General features: G+C 43.2%; 13 protein-coding genes. 12 read left to right on the forward strand and 1 reads right to left on the reverse strand.

Going from position 1 to position 20700, the window contains the following annotated elements:
• Positions 1-3: 3 nt before the first annotated feature.
• A complete protein-coding gene (locus ACHUFZ_RS00895) occupies positions 4-1800 on the reverse strand; it encodes an ABC transporter ATP-binding protein (RefSeq protein ID WP_394125471.1) in 1797 nt (598 codons plus the stop codon).
• A gap of 101 nt (positions 1801-1901) precedes the next feature.
• Between ACHUFZ_RS00895 and ACHUFZ_RS00900 the strand changes: the two genes are divergently transcribed.
• The 12 genes from ACHUFZ_RS00900 to ACHUFZ_RS00955 all read left to right on the forward strand — a co-directional run bounded on the left by ACHUFZ_RS00900 (position 1902) and on the right by ACHUFZ_RS00955 (position 20698).
• Positions 1902-2375: a GAF domain-containing protein gene (locus ACHUFZ_RS00900; RefSeq protein WP_134836692.1), complete on the forward strand. Its 474-nt coding sequence runs from the start codon at positions 1902-1904 to the stop codon at positions 2373-2375.
• A gap of 99 nt (positions 2376-2474) precedes the next feature.
• Positions 2475-3104 carry an RNA chaperone ProQ gene (gene proQ, locus ACHUFZ_RS00905; protein WP_394125472.1) on the forward strand — a complete coding sequence of 210 codons (630 nt, stop codon included), beginning with the start codon at positions 2475-2477 and terminating at the stop codon, positions 3102-3104.
• A gap of 17 nt (positions 3105-3121) precedes the next feature.
• Positions 3122-5119 carry a carboxy terminal-processing peptidase gene (prc, locus tag ACHUFZ_RS00910; RefSeq protein WP_394125473.1) on the forward strand — a complete coding sequence of 666 codons (1998 nt, stop codon included), beginning with the start codon at positions 3122-3124 and terminating at the stop codon, positions 5117-5119.
• Positions 5120-5253: 134 nt separating this feature from the next.
• On the forward strand, positions 5254-5916 hold the full coding sequence (locus ACHUFZ_RS00915; protein ID WP_394125474.1) for a hypothetical protein: 663 nt from the start codon (positions 5254-5256) through the stop codon (positions 5914-5916).
• A 242-nt stretch (positions 5917-6158) separates the two neighbouring features.
• On the forward strand, positions 6159-8765 hold the full coding sequence (pepN, locus tag ACHUFZ_RS00920; protein WP_394125475.1) for an aminopeptidase N: 2607 nt from the start codon (positions 6159-6161) through the stop codon (positions 8763-8765).
• Positions 8766-8860: 95 nt separating this feature from the next.
• A complete protein-coding gene (locus ACHUFZ_RS00925) occupies positions 8861-9079 on the forward strand; it encodes a DUF2835 domain-containing protein (protein WP_134836696.1) in 219 nt (72 codons plus the stop codon).
• 188 nt (positions 9080-9267) lie between these two features.
• The gene (locus ACHUFZ_RS00930; RefSeq protein ID WP_394125476.1) at positions 9268-14109 is read left to right on the forward strand and encodes an NAD-glutamate dehydrogenase; all 4842 of its coding nucleotides are present in this window, start codon (positions 9268-9270) and stop codon (positions 14107-14109) included.
• An 87-nt stretch (positions 14110-14196) separates the two neighbouring features.
• Positions 14197-15207 carry a quinone-dependent dihydroorotate dehydrogenase gene (pyrD, locus tag ACHUFZ_RS00935; RefSeq protein ID WP_134836698.1) on the forward strand — a complete coding sequence of 337 codons (1011 nt, stop codon included), beginning with the start codon at positions 14197-14199 and terminating at the stop codon, positions 15205-15207.
• A 197-nt stretch (positions 15208-15404) separates the two neighbouring features.
• Positions 15405-15950 carry a cell division protein ZapC gene (locus tag ACHUFZ_RS00940; RefSeq protein ID WP_394125477.1) on the forward strand — a complete coding sequence of 182 codons (546 nt, stop codon included), beginning with the start codon at positions 15405-15407 and terminating at the stop codon, positions 15948-15950.
• 478 nt (positions 15951-16428) lie between these two features.
• Positions 16429-18552 carry a bifunctional 23S rRNA (guanine(2069)-N(7))-methyltransferase RlmK/23S rRNA (guanine(2445)-N(2))-methyltransferase RlmL gene (gene rlmKL / locus ACHUFZ_RS00945; RefSeq protein ID WP_394125478.1) on the forward strand — a complete coding sequence of 708 codons (2124 nt, stop codon included), beginning with the start codon at positions 16429-16431 and terminating at the stop codon, positions 18550-18552.
• A 9-nt stretch (positions 18553-18561) separates the two neighbouring features.
• Positions 18562-18801 carry a glutaredoxin family protein gene (locus ACHUFZ_RS00950; RefSeq protein WP_394125479.1) on the forward strand — a complete coding sequence of 80 codons (240 nt, stop codon included), beginning with the start codon at positions 18562-18564 and terminating at the stop codon, positions 18799-18801.
• A complete protein-coding gene (locus ACHUFZ_RS00955; RefSeq protein WP_394125480.1) occupies positions 18782-20698 on the forward strand; it encodes an ABC transporter ATP-binding protein in 1917 nt (638 codons plus the stop codon). Before ACHUFZ_RS00950 ends, ACHUFZ_RS00955 begins: the two co-directional genes overlap by 20 nt.
• The last annotated feature ends 2 nt before the right edge of the window (positions 20699-20700 follow it).

Genomic DNA, 20700 nt, shown 5'->3' on the forward strand with positions numbered 1-20700 from the left:
GGGCTAAGCGTGCGTTTGCACGTTCCCATATAAGGTTTGATATAAGCCTTGTTGTTCAACCAACTCTCCATGCGTACCCACTTGCGCGACTTGACCATCTTCTAAAACATAAATTAGGTCTGCTTGTTTAACGGCAGATAATCGATGCGCGACAATCAAGGTTGTACGACCTTTTAAAAATTCAGTTAGCGCTTTGTGTAGTGCGGCTTCAGTAGCCGTATCAAGCGCTGACGTTGCTTCATCAAGAATAACAAATTTAGGGTTACTCAATACCATTCGCGCGATAGCTAAACGTTGTCTTTGCCCGCCAGATAAGCGGATGCCGCTTCGGCCGATTTGCGTTTCTAGCCCATCGCTCAATTGATTAATAACATCTTGCATTTGTGCGATCTCAAGAGCGCGCCAGAGCTGCAAGTCATCATAATCTGAACCTAGCGTCAGATTATGCCTTAAAGTGTCATTAAAAAGTATAGGCTGTTGTAATACAACGGCTATTTGTTCTCTAATTATGTCAAAACTAATTTCGTCAGTGGTGTGACCATTAAACTTAATGAAACCAGAGTCTTGCTGATAGACGCCAATAAGCAGTTGAATGAGTGTCGATTTGCCTCCGCCACTGGCACCGACTAAGGCGACTTTCTTGCCTGCGGGGATGGTTAAGCTTAGGTCCGATAAGACTTTTGCTTCTTCATTATATGAGAAGTTTACGTTTTGGATTTCGATGTCGACTTCACGATCATCAGTAAATGGGTTCACCTGACTGACTGGGCGGTGTTCTTCTTCAAGATCTAATAGTGCATTGATACGCTTTAGCGCGGCTTTGGCGCTGTACCAAGAAAATTGAATACCTAATAGTTCCTGAACCGGCGAGAGCATAAACCATAAATAGCCGAACACTGCGAAGATTTGGCCTATGGTGAGGTCGCTAAACAGTACCATCAGCATGGCTACCGCTCTGAATAGCTCAAAGCCTAACAGAAACAGTAAGAAAGAGACGCGTCCAGCAGCCTCTGACTGCCAAGCGTATTTATCGGCATCATGACGTATTTGGTCTGCTTGGCCTTTCAGTTCATTAAGGAACTCTCGCTCTCGGTTGGCAGCACGAAGTTGATAGATACCATCCAAGGTCTCAACCAGGCGGTTTTGAAAATGTTCGAACGATTGATTTTCTCTTTTTTTAAGGTGCTTAACTTTGCTACCTAACTTACGAGAGAAATAAATGACGATTGGGTTTACCAATAAAATAAACAGGCCGAGGCGCCAGTCGAGCCATAAAAGAACGCCCGCGGTTCCGATAACAGTGAGTAGGCTGATGAGGAACTTGCTCAACGTTGAACCAATGAACTGGTCAATGGTCTCAATATCGGTAATTAAGTGGGCATTAATACCGCCGCTTCCGCGAGTCTCATACTGACGAATGCTAATGCGCCCCAGTTTATCGATCATTTTGCTGCGCATCTGATAGGTAATGGTTTTTGAGACTAGGGTAAATTGGCGACTTTGAACAATACTTAACGCTTGGCTGGCGCTTCGCATAATAATGACAAGTAATAGAGTAAGAAAAATGTAACCTGTCGGTGTTTGCATAGAAGCGGGTAGAACCCTATCCATCACGGCTAGTCCAGTTCCCGGCTGATCCAGAAGCACCTCATCAACCATTAGTGGCATAAGAAGAGGGATCGGCACGCTAATCAAAGTGGCAAGTAGAGCAATGACATTGGCAAATATTAGCTTTGATTTGTGCTTTTTTACTTGTGTTATCAACCAAGAACGGCTAATAGTGTTGGGATTATCTATCATTATAATGAGAATGCTTACTATTTATGGTTTGCGGCGATTGTACGCAGATTCATGCTAGAAGTCTCTAATTTTCAAATGGAATAGTAGGACGTATAGACCTTATGAAAATAGAACATTTCCACCGCTTAACCAAGCAAGCGGTCGCACTTATTGAATCGGAAACGGATCTAATTGCTAACTTATCGAATATCAGTTCTCTACTGAATATGGAACTTGAAGAGTTAAACTGGGTTGGTTTCTACTTAATGAAGGGTGATGAGCTGGTTTTGGGTCCGTTCCAAGGTAAACCTGCTTGTGTGCGAATTCCTGTAGGACGCGGCGTATGTGGAACCGCAGTGGCTGAAAATCGTGTTCAGCGCGTTTATGATGTCCATGAGTTTGAAGGTCACATCGCTTGTGATGCGGAAAGTAACTCTGAGATAGTGATTCCATTTTCAATCAATGGTCAAGTTGCTGGCGTTTTGGATATTGATAGCCCAAAAGTAGGACGATTCAGCGAAACTGACGAGCAAGGACTGACTTTTTTGATGAGCGAAGTAGAAAAGCTGCTTAATTCACACGCTATCAAGGCATAAATTGATTATTGAGTGTGGTTTTTCGCTTGCAGGTCACTATAATACCTCAAATATTTATTCTTAATGCTCGCGGACATGCCGCAATAACCAGGAATCCACATGGAAAACACTGAAAAGTTAAAAAACAGCAAAGAAGTTATCGCATATATTGCTGAATGTTTCCCTAAGTGCTTTACTTTAGAAGGTGAAGCTAAGCCACTTAAAATTGGTATTTTTCAAGATCTTGCGGATCGTCTAACTGACGACCCGAAAGTAAGTAAGACTCAACTTCGTGCAGCGTTAAGACAGTACACTTCATCATGGCGTTACCTTCACGGTGTTAAGCCTGGTGCAGTACGTGTAGATTTAGACGGCAACCCAGCAGGTGAGCTTGACGAAGAACACGTTGAACACGCAAAGACTGCACTAGCTGAAAGCAAGGCTAAAGTGCAAGCTCGTCGTAAAGAGCAAGCACAGAAAGCTCGCGAAGAAGGTAAAGCGAAAGCGAAACCAGCGGCGAAGAAGCCTCAAGCTCGTCGTCCGCAACAGAACAAAGTACAAAAGGCCAGCAAGCCAGTAGAGACGCGCGCTCTGACTGCTGACGAAGTAAAAGTCGGTAATCAAGTAAACGTAAATATGGGCAAAGGAAATATGGCTGCGACTATCGTTGAAATCAATAAGGAAGATGTGCGTGTTCAGCTGATTAACGGCCTACAAATGGTTGTAAAAGCGGAGCATTTACGCGCATAAAGGAGATACTCCTACGCATGAAATGCCGTTCAAAATTGTCGCTGATTGCTGCTAGCCTCTGGCTAGCAGCTTCTTCAGCTCATGCTCTTGAAGCAAATATCACTCTTGAGGACTTACCCGTCCTTGCTCCTGAAGCTCAGCATGAGACAGCAAGTAAACGCGTCACGTCTCGCTTTACTCGTTCTCACTACAAACATTTCTCGTTAAACGATCAGTTTTCTCAGGCTATTTTCGAGCGCTATATCGAAATGCTTGATTTCAATCGCAACATCTTTACACAAGCGGATATCGACTCGTTTAATAGTTGGTCTGTGGGTATTGATGATCAGTTGAAGTCCGGCGATAACCAGATTGCTTTTGATGTCTACAATCTTTCTATTAAGCGTCGTTATGAGCGTTTTCAGTATGCATTAAACCTGCTTGATAAAGAGATGGCGTTTGATAGTGATGAAACTATTGAACTTGATCGAAGCGAATCTGCTTGGCCTCAAACTACGGCTGAACTGGATGAGTTGTGGCGCAAACGTGTGAAATACGATGCGCTTAACTTAAAGCTGACGGGTAAAGATTGGGATGAGATCAAAGAGGTCTTAGGCAAGCGTTATAACAATGCCCTTAAGCGCCTAAGCCAAACGCACAATGAAGATGCTTTCCAGCTATACATGAATGCGTTTGCTCGAGAAGTTGATCCACATACTAGTTACCTTTCTCCTCGTAGTGCAGACCAATTCCAAACAGAGATGAATCTATCTCTAGAAGGTATTGGTGCGGTTCTACAAATGACCGATGACTACACGGTTATTCGCTCTCTTGTTGCTGGTGGACCTGCGTCTAATAGTAAGCAGTTAGCGGAAGGTGACCGCATCATCGGTGTAGGTCAAGATGGTGAAGAGATCGTTGATGTTATTGGCTGGCGTCTAGATGACGTTGTTCAATTGATCAAGGGGCCGAAAGGAACCAAAGTTAATCTGCAAATCTTGCCGGAAGGTAAAGATGTTAAAGCTGAAGTCATTACCATCGTTCGAGATAAAATTCGTCTAGAAGATCGAGCGGTAAAATCTGAAGTCATTGAAAAAGATGGCAAAAAGATTGGTGTATTAGAAGTACCAAGCTTCTATGTTGGCTTAGCGAAAGATACAGATAAACTGATCAACGAGCTTAAAGAGAAAGGCGTTGATGGCATTATCGTTGATTTACGTAATAACGGTGGTGGTGCGTTAACTGAAGCAACGGCATTGTCTGGCTTATTTATTACCAGTGGGCCAGTAGTGCAGGTGCGTGATAGTTATGGTCGTATCAATGTTAACAGTGATACTGACGGCCAGATTAGCTATAAAGGGCCACTGACAGTATTGGTGAATCGCTACAGTGCATCAGCATCAGAAATCTTTGCCGCAGCCATGCAAGATTATGGTAGAGCTATCGTTCTGGGAGAAAACTCGTTCGGTAAAGGTACTGTTCAACAGCATCGCTCTTTGAATCACATCTATGATCTATTCGATAAAGAACTAGGTTACGTTCAATACACGATTCAGAAATTCTACCGCATCGATGGTGGTAGTACGCAGAATAAAGGTGTTGCACCAGATATCGCATTCCCTACAGCTGTTGACCCAAGCGAAACGGGCGAAAGTGTTGAGGATAATGCGCTACCTTGGGATAGCATTGACAAAGCGAAATACCAAGTGTTACAGCGTAACGAGGCTGTGATTGGTAAACTGACTGCCAAGCACCAAGTTCGCATCGCTAAAGATCTTGAGTTCCGTTTTATTGCAGAAGATATTGAAAAATACAAAGCTGAAAAAGACGATAATACTTTGTCATTAAACGAGAAAACTCGTAAAGCTGAAAGTGATAAAGCGGATAAGAAACGTCTCGATCGAATTAATCAGCGACAAAAAGCGCTCGGTGAAGAGACCTTTAGCACTTTGGATGATGTGCCGAAGGATTACGAGGCACCAGATGCTTATTTGGATGAATCTGTAGCCATTACGGTCGATATGATTAAATCCTAATTAAATTAGTCAGATAGAAAGCGAGCTACTTAAGCTCGCTTTTTTTATTTAGATAATTTATGTGATTTAGATCTAATATTTCGCTAATTATTCAGCCTATGCCTAAGCTTAAAGAAAAGAGTGAGGGGTGAGCGATGAGATTGATTGGATTGATATCACTGATTATATGTTTTTCAGTATTCGGCAATGAGAGTCGTGACAACAGCGATTTAACGCAGTTTGATCAACCATTCTTATTAGGTGATTGGTACCTTGTAAATCCTAACCCTGAGGAATCACAAGAAAACTTCTTAGCTATTAAGCTTACTTTGGATTCTAACTATAGTTTTAAAATCGATATTCAGAAAAGGGATTACTCTGTAGACCATTGGGAAGGGCTCTATACTGCGAACGACGACACGCTTATTCTCGGCTTAAACACTTCTGAGCCACAAATTTATGAGTATTCTGCGAACCATAATTTATTGAACCTCAACGGCGTTGTGTTTACTAAAGCACTTTCGAACGCGTTAGCAGGTATGTGGTCAAGTGCCAAAATTGGTGGTGATGACCAATCGGCAAATGAAGTCCACCAGCTAGATTTAATTCTTCAACCAGATTTCGTGTTTATGTTCCGTGTGAGTAATGACGCTGGAGCGGAAGCCATTCACCGTGGAGTGTATTACACCGAAGGAGAACATCTCGTTTTGTTGTATGAAAATGGTGAGCATGAGACTAAGTACACATTAAATAGCGATACCTTAACGTTAGAAATGGAACAAGGGGCGATGTACGCGGTATTGAATAGAATTCGCTAAGCATTGCTTGGCGCAATAGTGTGAGGTTTGATGACAATATAGACAAATAGTTTGAGTCTTGCGTCAACAATAGATAAAAAACGAGGTATTTCTATAGAGAGCCTCGTTTTTTTCTATTTAGAGTTGTAAGCTAACACGCAACAAATGAAGGCAGTTGTTATCTGCTATTCACCATACACAATTCATTATCATCAAGGCTCCTTGGTGAGCACTTCAATGAAATTAGTCAGAAGGATTTAGACATGGCTCAGACTCCTCAAGCCAAATATCGCAAAGATTACCAGTCTCCGTCTCATACGATTACTGATATCGACCTTACGTTTGATCTCTATGATAACGACACAACCGTTGTCGCTACGTCAAAAGTAAAACAGCTTAAAGAGAGCACGACTCTGCGCCTAGAAGGTGAAGATCTCAAGCTTAAGAGTGTTCATGTTAATGGCGAAGCTTGGACTGCGTACGATGAGTTGGAAGGTGCATTGGAAATTCATCAATTACCTGCTGAATGCGAACTGACTATCGAGACATTGATTGACCCAGAAGCGAACACAGCACTTGAAGGTTTATATAAGTCGGGTGGCGCTTTCTGTACTCAATGTGAAGCAGAAGGCTTCCGTCGCATCACATATTATATGGATCGCCCAGACGTACTGGCGAAATACACGACCAAAGTTATCGCAGATAAAGGTCAATACCCATTCCTATTAAGTAACGGTAACCGCATTGAGCAAGGTGACTTAGACGGTGGTCGTCACTGGGTTCAATGGCAAGATCCACATCCGAAGCCAGCATACCTGTTTGCGCTAGTGGCAGGTGATTTTGATGTATTGCGCGATAAGTTTGTTACTCAGTCGGGCCGCAATGTAGAACTTGAAATCTTTGTTGATAAAGGCAATTTGGACCGCGCACCACATGCAATGACGTCACTGATTAACTCAATGAAGTGGGATGAAGAACGTTTCGGCCTAGAGTACGATCTTGATATCTACATGATTGTAGCCGTAGATTTCTTCAATATGGGCGCAATGGAGAATAAAGGTCTGAACATCTTTAACTCCAAATTTGTATTAGCCAACGAGAAAACGGCAACAGACACCGATTACCTAGGCATTGAAGCGGTAATTGGTCACGAGTATTTCCACAACTGGACAGGTAACCGAGTAACGTGCCGAGACTGGTTCCAACTCAGTTTGAAAGAAGGTCTAACGGTATTCCGCGATCAAGAGTTTTCGTCAGATTTAGGCTCACGATCAGTTAACCGTATCAACAATGTACGCATAATCCGTGGTCCACAGTTTGCGGAAGATGCTAGCCCAATGTCTCACCCAATTCGACCTGACAAAGTGATCGAAATGAACAACTTCTACACGCTGACCGTTTACGAGAAAGGCAGTGAAGTTATTCGTATGATGCATACTCTGTTAGGTGAAGAGGGTTTCCAAGCGGGTATGAAGCTTTACTTCGAGCGCCACGATGGTACAGCAGCAACCTGTGAAGATTTTGTCGCAGCGATGGAAGACGCATCGGGCATCAGTCTTAAACAATTCCGTCTATGGTATAGCCAATCGGGTACACCGACAGTAAAAGTATCAAGTGAGTACAATGCTGCTGAGCAAACTTACTCATTAACGGTAGAGCAGTCGACAGAGCCAACTCAAGACCAGGCAGATAAGCAGGCGTTACATATCCCGTTTGATATAGAGCTCTATACTCAAAATGGTAGTGCAATTGAGTTACGCTGTAACAATGAGCCGGTACACAATGTACTGGACGTAACTCAAGCTAAGCAAACTTTTGTGTTTGAAAACGTGGCAGAGAAACCAGTGCCGTCATTGCTGCGCGAGTTTTCTGCTCCGGTGAAACTTGAGTACGATTACAGCGACGAAGAGCTAATTTTCTTAATGGTTCATGCTCGCAATGAATTTGCTCGTTGGGATGCGGGTCAAATGCTTCTTGCTAAGTACATTCGCGCGAATGTTGCTAAGGTACAAGCAGGACAAGAGGCTGAACTATCCGATGCGGTTGTTGATGCATTCCGTGGTGTTCTACTTTCAAAAGATCTAGAGCCAGCATTTATTGCGGAAGTACTTTCTCTGCCAAGCTTTAATGAAGTGTCTGGTTGGTACAAGCAGGTAGATGTTGATGCTGTTACTAAGGTGCTAAAGGCAGTAAAAGTAATTCTTGCTACGCAACTCAATGATGAGCTAAGTGCGATTTACCATAGCTCTAAACAAGCAGCGTATTCGATCGATCACGCAGCGATTGGTCAACGAGCTCTACGTAATACGGCGCTTAGCTTCTTGGCTTACACTGAGCAAGGCAATGAGCTAGCCAAAGGCCAATACGCAGATGCGAACAACATGACAGACACAATTGCAGCGATGAGTGCGGCGAACAGTGCACAGCTTGAGTGTCGCGAATCGTTAATGCAAGATTACAGCGACAAGTGGAAGCATGATGGTTTGGTGATGGATAAGTGGTTTGCATTGCAAGGTACTAATCCTGCAGAGAATGTACTTGATGTGATTAAACAGACGATGGGTCATGAAGCCTTTAGCTTGAAAAACCCGAACCGTACTCGCAGCTTAGTGGGTTCATTCTTAAACATGAACCCTGTACGTTTCCATGCTAAGAGTGGTGAAGGCTACAAGTTCGCTGGAGAAATTTTGCGTGAACTAAACAGCAGTAACCCTCAAGTCGCGTCTCGTTTGATTGATCCTTTGTTGAAATTCCGTAAGTATGATGAGCAACGCCAAGCTTTGATTAAAGCAGAGTTGGAAGCGTTGAAATCTATGGATAATCTCGCCAAAGATCTGTTTGAAAAAGTGACTAAGGCGCTTGAGTCTTAACCACATGGATAAAACAGTAGCACTTTTGTGTGCTACTGTTTATTTATACAGTTATTTTGTGGCGGTGATAAAAACGTAACTTTTTTAGCCAATTTATGAACCACTATTACTTCACCCTAAACATCTCATATCAAACTTTCTTAGCTCACTATAATGGTGCTGCTAGTAACGTTTTAGTCGTTACTGACAAGGGCTTGCGCTTACAATTGCCTGCATCTCGTTTCAGGCCTTTTCTTAGTCAAATAGGGCTAAAAGGGCGGTTCAGATTAACAACTGACCAAAATAACAAGTTTATGAAGTTAGAACTTCTGTGAGCAACTGATTTTATAGAAGTTTAAATAGAACCTTAGTCACATTCTCGAACATTTCACCTCCTACCACTTCCAAAACAATTAACCATTTATCAATAAAGCTTTTACAATAAAGCGGCATTACCCGTGTTAAGCACTATGCTTACAAAAACCCTCAAAAATACATACAATTCTAATTGTGGAGTGTGATTATGACCGCGCGTGAAACATTGATGCCGGTTCTGCTTGAAAAAGTATATAAACTTATTCAAGACAAACTCGAGCTTGCTCATCAACCTTTAGTCACCCAACTTGCTCAACACCTGTTTAGCAACATCTCTCAAGACGATTTAGTCGAACGCAATGAATCTGACTTATATGGTGCTGTTGTCTCACTTTGGCATCATATTAACGAGAAAAAAGCCGACGATATTTCTGTTCGAGTTTTTAATCCAACCGTAAGTCGTCAAGGATGGCAGTCGACACACACGATCGTAGAAATCGTGGTGCCTGATGGTCCGTTTTTGGTTGACTCGGTTAAGATGGCACTTAGCCGTTTGGATCTTTCATCACACTTAATGCTACATGGACCTACACAGGTAGCTCGTACCGATAAAGGTGAAATTACCGGTATTAATGAAGGCGAGGGCGTTCTTCAATCTCTATTCCATATTGAGGTTGACCGTCTAAGTCAAAAAGAAGAAATGGCTTCTTTAAAAGCAGAACTTCTCAGCATTTTGAACGACACGGGATTAGTTGTTCAAGACTGGTTACTGATGGTTGAAAAACTAGAACAGGTAACTGCTCAGGTCGAGTCTCAGCAAGGAAAGGTAGAGATCCAACGCGATCGTTATGATGAGTCGCTGCAATTCCTTCGCTGGTTAGGCAATCACAACTTCACATTCATGGGTTACAAGGAATACGATCTTGTTTCTGTTGATGGTGATACGGAGTTACGCCCAACTGAAGATAAAGGTTTAGGTCTGTTCGCGAATAGTGAACGTGTCCGTACCGTGAAACTTTCAGATTTTCCAGATTCAGCGCGATTAGAAGCGAAAAAACCATTTCTTCTGATCGTCACCAAAGGTAACCGCGCATCTCGTATTCACCGCCCAGCATACACTGACTATATCGGAATTAAGAAATTCGATAAGAATGGTAAGGTAATTGGTGAGCACCGATTCACAGGTCTATATACGTCAGCGGTATACAACCAAAGCGTAGCGGGCATCCCGCTTATCAGAGAGAAAGTTGAACGTATTCTTGATGCAAGTGGTTACCGAGAAGGCTCATACTCTTATAAAGCACTCCACAATATTCTAGAAAACTACCCACGCGACGAACTACTTCAAGCAAAAGAAGAAGAGTTATTAGAAGTCGGTATGGGCGTTGTTCAGATGCAAGATCGTGACATGCTTCGTCTGTTTGTGCGTAAAGACCCATTTGGTCGTTTCTTCAGTTGCATGGTGTATGTCACTAAAGATCGTTATAACACAGAGTTGCGTCGTCAAACACAACGAATTCTTAAACAATACTTTGGCTGCGAGCAGGAAGTTGAATTTACAACTTACTTCTCGGAAAGCCCACTCGCGCGCACTCATTACATCGTTCGTGTTGATAACAACAACATGGATGTCGACGTTAAAACGATTGAGCAAAACTTAATGGAAGCATCTTCTACATGGGATGATCGTTTATCAGAAGCGATCGTGGCAAACTTCGGTGAGAGTAAAGGTCTACCTTTATCAAAGGACTACCTGCGCGCATTCCCACGTTCATACAAAGAAGATGTTATGCCAGGTTCTGCCGTGGCAGACATTGAACGTTTAGAAAGCTTGAGTGATGACAACAAGCTTGGAATGTTGTTCTACCGTCCGCAAGAACTGAGTTCTGATTCCAAAGCAGTAAAACTTAAGCTTTACCACCGTGATGAACCAATTCACTTGTCTGACGTAATGCCAATGCTAGAAAACCTTGGTCTTCGTGTTATTGGTGAGTCACCTTATGAAGTGCGTAAATCAAATGGTCAAGTGTACTGGATCCTTGATTTCTCAATGCTGCATAAGAGCGATAAGACTGTGGATCTTCGTGAAGCGAGAGATCGTTTCCAACAAGCATTTGCTGCTATCTGGGCGGGTGAGCTTGAAAGTGATGGTTTTAACCGCTTAGTTCTTGGCGCTTCACTAACAGGACGTGAGATTTCAATACTGCGTGCATACGCCCGTTACATGCGCCAGGTTGGTTTCCCATTCAGCCAACACTACATTGAAGAGACGCTAAGTCATTATCCAGATCTTGCGAAAGGTTTGGTAGAGCTATTTACCAAACGTTTTGAGCCGAAATTTAAAGGTAGTCAGAAAGGTCAAAATGATCTGATTGCTAGAATTACCGAGCAACTCGATCATGTAGAAAGTCTTGATGACGATCGTATCATCCGCCGTTACATGGAGATGATTACCGCGACGCTTCGTACTAACTACTATCAGCTAGATGACAACAAGCAGGCGAAACCTTGGCTATCGCTGAAAATGAAGCCAAGTGATATTCCTGAAATTCCTCAGCCAGTGCCGGCATTCGAAATTTTTGTTTACGCACCGGATATTGAGGGTGTCCACCTACGCGGCGGTAAAGTAGCGCGTGGTGGTCTGCGTTGGTCAGATCGTCAAGAAGATTTCCGTACTGAGATCCTTGGCCTAGTGAAAGCTCAGCAAGTTAAGAACACGGTAATTGTACCGGTTGGTGCGAAAGGTGGCTTTGTTTGTAAACGTCAACCAACCCTAAGTGGCCGTGATGAAATCTTCGCTGAAGGTCAACGTTGCTACAAACGTTTCATTCGTGCACTTCTAGACGTATCAGACAACATCATTGATGGCGAAGTTGCGCACCCTAAGAGTGTGGTTCGTCATGATGAAGATGATCCATATTTGGTTGTTGCCGCGGATAAAGGTACGGCGACATTCTCTGACCTCGCTAACTCAGTGTCTGCAGAATACAACTTCTGGTTAGGTGACGCATTTGCTTCAGGTGGTTCGAATGGTTACGACCACAAAGCGATGGGTATCACCGCTAAAGGTGGTTGGGAATCTGTTAAACGTCACTTCCGTGAAATGGGAATTAACTGTCAGACAACTGATTTCACCGCGATTGGTGTTGGTGATATGGCAGGGGACGTGTTTGGTAACGGTATGCTGCTGTCTAAGCATATTCGCCTGCAAGCTGCTTTCAACCATATGCACATCTTTATTGACCCGAATCCTGAATCGGCAAGTAGCTGGGAAGAGCGTAATCGCCTGTTCAACTTACCGCGTTCAAGCTGGGAAGATTACAATACTGACTTAATCTCGCAAGGTGGTGGCATCTTCTCTCGCCGAGCAAAATCTATTGCGCTTACACCAGAAATTCAAAAGATGCTGGGTACCAAAAAGGCGTCGATGGCACCGAATGATCTGATTAAAATGATCTTATCCATGCAAGTCGATCTTCTATGGAATGGCGGTATCGGTACTTATGTTAAAGCGTCTACAGAGACTCATACTGATGTTGGTGACCGCGCCAACGATGTTCTTCGTATCGATGGCCGTGACCTAAAAGCCAAAGTTGTTGGTGAAGGTGGTAACTTGGGTATGACTCAACTTGGTCGTATCGAGTATGCACTTACTGGTGGTCGTGTTAATACTGACTTCGTTGATAACGTTGGTGGTGTAGATTGTTCTGATAACGAAGTAAACATTAAGATCTTCCTTAACGGTCTAGTGACCAACGGCGATCTTACGGTTAAACAACGTAATAAGATCCTTGAGTCGATGGAAGATGAAGTTGGCGATATCGTTCTAGACGATGCGTATTGCCAATCTGAATCGATCTCAGTAACTGAGCGTCAGGGTATCTCGTTAGTAAAAGAGCAGATTCGCTTTATCCATACCATGGAAAAAGCAGGCCACTTGGATCGTGCGCTAGAGTACATCCCAGATGATGAAACGCTTCTAGAGCGCGAAAAGCAGGGTATGGCGTTATCTCGCCCTGAGCTATCCGTTCTTGTTGCTTACGGTAAAATGGTTCTTAAAGAAGAGTTGGTGCACGAAGATATTGCTAAAGATGCATTTCATGCACAGCAGCTCGTGAATTACTTCCCAACCGAGTTACGCCGTAACTATTCGGACCAAATGGACAACCATCCGCTACGCGCTGAAATTATTGCGACAGCGTTGGCCAACCAAATGGTCAATGAAATGGGCTGTAACTTCGTGACTCGTCTACAAGAAGAAACGGGTGCGAACGTAGTCGATATTGCCAATGCATATGCGGCGACGCGTGAAATCTTTGGTTTAGGTAAAGTACTCGATGAGATTCGAGCGCAAGATAATGAAGCCTCGACGGATGCTCAGTACGATATGATTTTCTATGTTCGTCGCACGCTACGTCGTTTATCGCGCTGGTTACTGCGTAATCGCACTGGTCGCCAGTCAGTCAATGAACTGATTGAGCTGTACCAAGGTGATGTTGATACTATCAAAACGCACCTTGATGACATGCTGGTTCCATCTGAAGTTGAAGAACATAAAGAGATGGCTCAGGCGTGGATTGAGCAGGGCATTAATGGTGAAGTTGCCAATTATGTTGCTCGTTTGTCTAGCTTGTACTCAGTACTGGATATTTCCACAGTGTCCCGTGAAAAAGGTAAAACGGTTGAACAAACAGCCAAACTTTACTACAACCTAGGCGATCGATTATCACTTCACTGGTTCTTGAAACAAATCAATGGCCAGGCAGTCGATAACAACTGGCAAGCACTGGCAAGAGCGGCATTCCGTGAAGACCTTGATTGGCAGCAACGCCAATTAACAGGTCAGGTACTTAGTTGCGGCTGTTCACCGGAAGAGCTTGATGTCATGAAAGCGCTTGATGACTGGATTGAGACTAACGAAGTATCACTGCATCGCTGGGAGAATATTCTCAATGAATTTAAAGTAGGTTCTGTCCATGAATTTGCTAAATTCTCGGTTGCTTTACGTGAACTGATGCTTCTAAACCTCAATTGTTCAGCGAATGAGTAAACGATTGCGATAATTCATTGAATAATTCGGTAAAACAGTAAATAATACAGCCCCGTTTACACGGGGCTTTTTTCTTTCGGAGGCACAATGCTTTACCGTCTAGCCAGAACTGGCTTTTTCCAACTTGATGCCGAAAAGGCACATGATCTTGCAATCCAAAACTTCAAACGTTTCACCGGCACACCACTGGATCTTCTTTATCGTCAACAGCTTCCTCATCGCCCAGTAGAGTGCATGGGGCTAACCTTCCGTAACCCTGTTGGTTTAGCGGCTGGCCTAGATAAAAATGGCGAATGTATTGAAGCATTCGATGCGATGGGCTTTGGCTTCGTTGAGGTAGGTACAGTGACACCTCGTCCTCAGTCGGGTAATGACAAACCACGTCTTTTCCGTTTGGTTGAAGCGGAAGGTATTATTAACCGCATGGGCTTTAATAACCTAGGTGTTGATAACCTGATTGAAAATGTTAAGAAAGCAAAGTTCGATTGTGTTCTTGGTATTAACATTGGCAAAAACAAAGATACTCCGATCGAGAAGGGTGCGGAAGATTACCTGATCTGTATGGAGAAGGTCTATGAGCACGCAGGTTACATCGCAGTAAATATCTCTTCACCAAATACACCAGGGCTTCGTTCACTACAATACGGCGAAGCTTTAGATGAGCTTCTTGCTGAACTAAAAGCTAAGCAATCAGAGTTGGCTGAGAAATTTGGCAAGTATGTACCTCTGGCGTTAAAGATCGCGCCGGATCTAAGTGATGATGAAATCTCTCAGATTTGTGAATCTCTGATCAAAAACCAAATTGACGCTGTTATCGCAACAAACACAACGTTAGATCGTAGCATTGTTGAAGGTATGAAGCATGGTAATGAAGCTGGTGGCTTAAGCGGTCGCCCAGTTCAATCACGCAGTACCGAAGTTGTTCGCCGTTTACATGAAGAGTTAAATGACCAGATCCCAGTTATTGGGGTAGGCGGTATTGACTCTTATGTTGCTGCTAAAGAGAAAATGATGGCTGGCGCGCAACTGGTTCAAGTTTACTCGGGCTTTATTTACCACGGTCCAGCATTAGTACGAGATATCGTTAAGAATCTATAGTCTGTATTGTTTATGCCATCAAAATGATGGTGACAATGTCACTTTGAATTAGTGACAAAAAAGCTGACGTGAAACGAGAGGAAATGCATAGTCATTTCCTCTTTTTTTTTGCGAGAGAGGGAATAGAATTTCAATATTATTTGGAAGGTAATTAAGCGTTTTACCTAATAATGTAAAAACTAACCAGAGATGGAACGATGCTTAAACCTAGTGACAAATGGACATGGTATTACGAAGACTCAGAAGGGCATTTAATGCTCGATCTGGGAAACGACATGCTATTTAAAACAAATCTTCCTCGTAAACTGATTGTCGATTGCGCAATTGGTATAAACGAATTCTCTGTGGACGATGCGTCTGCCTATCAAGGTTACAAGGAGCAAATTGCTCATCTTGATTTAAGCGAACCAAGACAAGCGGAACTCGCTCTGTATTGTGTAGCTGCTAAACGTTTCCACAAACCGGTCCAGCCAAAAAGTTGGTTCTTTGATTCAGTGGCCGATGGTTCAATCAGCCCTGAAGAGGGTGATTTGATTCGCTTGTCAAACAGCCATAATGAAGGTTACTTCATTGTCCTAGAAGTAGGAGAGAGCGCAAGCTTATGCGCTTCGGTCTGCATAGAAGAGTTTGCTTTGAGTGGCTCAAAAAGCCTTAAGTTCGGTGAAGCAATTAAAGTCATGCATGACCGTATGGCGATTGTGAATCACTTTTTTACCGTTCAGCCCATCAGAATGGTGAGCTAAAACCCATTATCGTTCCTTTTGTTTCATTTCCCGCCAGCTATCCAGCTGGCTTTTTTTTGCCCAATTTTCCGCTAATACAATAAGTTAAGCACCTGTTCGGCAGGACACAACTGTGAACTTGGTTCGATTTTTGAGCAAATAACATTCAATTAATCACTACACCAGCACGACTCTTTTCCTTAAAAATGGTCACAAGTTCCCCATTTATGGTTATTTTGAAAGTAAATTACACATTTAATGAGTCTTGGTGTAGACCAAATTTAATGCGAATAAGTATTCACTTCGCCTTTAGGCCCCTTTATTTAGTAAAAAGTGAAAACTTTCTTAGAGGAGAAATGAAATTCGATTACTCAAACTAAAAGTGGCGAATGTGTATTCAATTAAGAATTAAACGTGAGGAAAGTCGCTATTCGGCTAACGATATATGTTGATGTCAGGTATAATGGGGGGTCATTTTCTACAGAATAAAAAGATCACTATGCATCAATATCTTGCGGTTACTTCCAATGGCCTCGAAAACCTTCTGGTTGAGGAGCTTACAAAGCTAGGCATTTCGAATGCCAAACCTGTGCAAGCGGGCGTTCGCTTTAAAGCTTCTAATGAACAGATTTATCGTTGTTGTTTGTGGAGCCGTCTGGCGTCGCGTTTTGTTCGTGTGTTATCGGAGTTCACTTGTAACGACGACATGGACTTATATCTCGCGACTTCTTCAGTAAATTGGGTCAACCAATTCCATAGCTCTAAAAAGTTTGTTGTTGATTTCAATGGTACGAACCGTGAAATCAGAAACAGCCAATACGGTGCGATGAAGGTTAAAGATGCAGTAGTGGATTGCTTTGAGAAGAAAAGCTTACCAAGACCATCGATCAGTAAAGATCATGCAGATCTTCGTATTCACGTTCGTCTACACCGCGATAAAGCTATCTTGGGTGTTGATATGGTCGGTGGTGGTCTTCATCAACGTGGCTACCGTCCTGCTTCAGGTAAAGCGCCTCTGCGTGAGACATTAGCTGCAGCGATTATCCTGCGTAGTGGCTGGACTGCTGATAAGCCATTGTTGGACCCTATGTGTGGTTCAGGTACTTTGCTTATCGAAGCTGCAATGATGGCCGCTAACATGGCTCCAGGTGTTAAACGCGAAAAGTGGGGCTTTGAATCACTAGAAGATTTTGAACCTGACCTTTGGACTGAGGTTAAATCTGAGGCGTCAGTACAAGCTCGCCGAGGCGTCAATAAAATTGACACTAAATTCTACGGCTTTGACAATGATGCGCGCGTAATCCAAACCGCTCGTGATAATGCTCGACGCGCTGGTGTTGATTCACTGATCGAGTTTAAAGAAGGTGATGCGGCTCAAGTATTACGTCCAGAAGGCTTCGAAGAGGGTGTTATTGTATCAAACCCGCCATATGGTGAGCGTCTGGGTACACATCCTGGTCTAATCGCTTTATACACAGCATTTGGTGCGCAACTAAAAGCTCAGTTTGGTGGTTGCCAAGCTTCAATCTTCTCTAGTTCTGATGAGCTACTAAGTTGTTTACGCATGCGTGCAGACAAGCAATTCAAGCTCAATAACGGTGCGTTGCCTTGTCAGCAAAAGAATTATTCAATTAGTACACGTCAGTCTGAAAATAAAGGTGACAATGTCACGGAGCAGGTTATAGCACCTGACTTCTCAAACCGTCTCAAGAAAAATATCGGCAAGATTGGTAAGTGGGCTCGTAAAGAGCAACTAGATTGTTACCGTATTTATGATGCTGACTTGCCTGATTACAACGTTGCAATCGACGTATATCTGGATCAATTAGTGATTCAAGAGTACGCAGCACCGAAAAACATCCCTGAAGAGACTGCTAAACGCCGTTTAACGGACATTATCCGCGCTGCGATACAAGTTACAGGTACTGAGGCAAACAAAGTCGTTCTTAAAGTGAGAGAGAAGCAGAAAGGCCGCTCTCAATACCAAAAGCTATCTCAAGAATCTGAAAAGCTAGAGGTGAACGAATACGGCGTTAAGCTCATCGTTAATTTGCATGACTACCTTGATACTGGCTTGTTCTTAGATCATAAGATTACTCGTCGTAAACTGGGTGAAATGGCTGCAGGTAAAGATTTCTTGAACCTATTCGCTTATACAGGTTCTGCAACAGTGCACGCTGCTTGTGGTGGCGCTAAATCTACAACAACCGTCGATATGTCGAACACTTATCTTGAGTGGGCGAAAGACAACATGAAGCTTAATGGTCAAGTGGGCCGTCAGCACCGTTTTGAACAAGCAGACTGCTTACAGTGGTTAGAGAAGTCGACAGGTCAGTTCGATTTGATTTTCATCGATCCGCCAACGTTCTCGAACTCTAAACGTATGGAACAGAGCTTTGATATTCAACGCGATCATATCCAGCTGATGAGAAACTTAAAACGTCTCCTTCGTCCTGAAGGCACTATCGTGTTCTCAAATAACAAGCGCCATTTCAAGATGGACTTAGAGTCTCTGCAAGAGTTAGGGCTGGAAGCTAAGAACATTTCTAGTCAAACGCTGCCATTAGACTTTTCACGTAACAAACATATTCACAACTGTTGGGTACTAAAACACAAGGACTAGTTAAGTATCGTGATCACTTTGTACAGTACAGAAGGGTGCCATCTTTGTGAGATGGCATTTCAGTTAACTCAACAACTCAAAATATCAGATCAGGTCGAAATTGTAGATATCGCATTTGATGATGAGCTATTTTCTCGTTACGGGGTCACTATTCCCGTGCTGAATTATCAAGGAAATGAGCTCAATTGGCCTTTTGATTTGGAACAACTACAAGTTTGGTTAGATAACAATGGCATTGCTAACAATTAATAACGGATTACTGGCTTACGGTGATCACCCTTTACTTGACCATTCGGACTTCGCACTTCAAGAAAACGAGCGTGTTTGTTTAGTTGGTCGAAACGGCGCTGGTAAATCTACCTTGATGAAGGTATTAGCCGGCGAGGTCATTCTTGATGACGGTAAACTTACTGTTACGCAAGATGTTGTCGTTTCGCGACTTGAACAAGATCCTCCTCGAAACCAAGAAGGCACCGTTTTTGACTATGTTGCTGGTGGTTTAGCTGAAATTGGTGAAAAGCTTAAGATCTATCAAGATCAGCTCGATCTGATTGCGGTCGACGCGTCTGAACAAAACATCAATAAGTTAGCGCGTATCCAAGAAGAGTTAGAAATTAATGGTGCTTGGCGTTTTGAAGACCGCATTGAAAACGTACTGGCGGCTTTGAAGCTCGATGGTCATACAAAACTGACGGATTTATCCGGTGGCTGGCAGCGTAAAGCAGCCCTTGCTCGTGCTTTGGTTCGCGACCCAGACGTATTACTGCTTGATGAGCCAACCAACCACTTAGATGTGACAACGATTGAATGGTTAGAGAACTTCCTTAAAGATTTTCGCGGTTCAATCATTTTCATCTCACACGATCGCGCGTTCATTAAATCAATGGCGACTCGTATTGTCGACTTAGACCGTGGCAAACTCGCTTCATTCCCAGGTGATTATGAGAACTACCTGGTAGAGAAAGAAGAGGCGTTACGCGTTGAGGAAATGCAAAACGCTGAATTTGATAAAAAGCTCGCTCAAGAAGAAGTTTGGATTCGTCAGGGTATTAAAGCGCGCCGTACTCGTAACGAAGGGCGTGTGAGAGCACTTAAAAAGCTTCGTGAAGAACGTAGCGACCGCCGTGAAGTTCAGGGTAAAGCCAACATTCAAATTGATGATGCAGCGCGTTCTGGCAAGATCGTATTTGAAGCTAAGAACATCAATTACAGTATTGATGGTAAGTCTATCGTTAAGGACTTCTCGTTCAATATTATGCGTGGCGACCGTATAGCGCTGATTGGTCCTAATGGTTGCGGTAAGAGTACACTGCTTAAACTATTGCTGAACGATATTGAGCCACAGTCCGGTAAGCTACATTGCGGTACTAAGTTAGAAGTAGCGTATTTTGACCAATATCGTGAAATCCTAGACCCTGAGAAGTCAGTTATTGATAACTTAGCGGATGGTAAGCAAGAGGTTATGGTCGGTGGACGTCAGCGCCATGCTTTAAGCTACCTTCAAGACTTCTTATTCGCGCCAAAACGTGCTCGTACTCCGGTTAAAGCCTTGTCGGGTGGTGAAAAGAACCGCTTGCTACTTGCTCGAATTTTCCTCAAATCAAATAACTTGTTGGTGCTAGATGAACCAACTAACGATCTTGATATCGAAACTTTGGAACTTTTGGAAGATTTGCTTGCCAATTATCAGGGTACGTTGCTTCTTGTCAGTCACGATCGTCAGTTTGTCGACAATACAGTTACCACTAGCTGGATTTTTGAAGGTGAAGGCGTGATTGAGGAATTTGTTGGCGGATATCACGATGCTCAACAGCAACGTCTACAAAGCCATCAAGCTCGATCGGATGAAAAATCATCGAAAAGTGTTAAACAGGTTGAGGAAACTCCCAAAACTGTAGCGGTTAAGAGCAAGCCTAAGAAGTTATCTTATAAACTGCAGCGAGAGTTAGAAGCGTTACCCGCAAAACTTGAAGAGCTAGAATTTGAAATCGAGAATTTGCAAGAGCAGGTCAACAGCGCAGACTTCTTTTCAAAGCCTGTCGACCAGACGCAACCAATATTAGATAAGTTAGCTGCTACTGAGCAGGAACTTGAAGTTGCCTTCGAACGCTGGGAAGAGCTAGAGGCAATGCAACAGGAAAGTTAAGA

The organism is Vibrio hepatarius (genome assembly GCF_043642085.1).
GTDB classification, from domain to species: domain Bacteria; phylum Pseudomonadota; class Gammaproteobacteria; order Enterobacterales; family Vibrionaceae; genus Vibrio; species Vibrio hepatarius_C.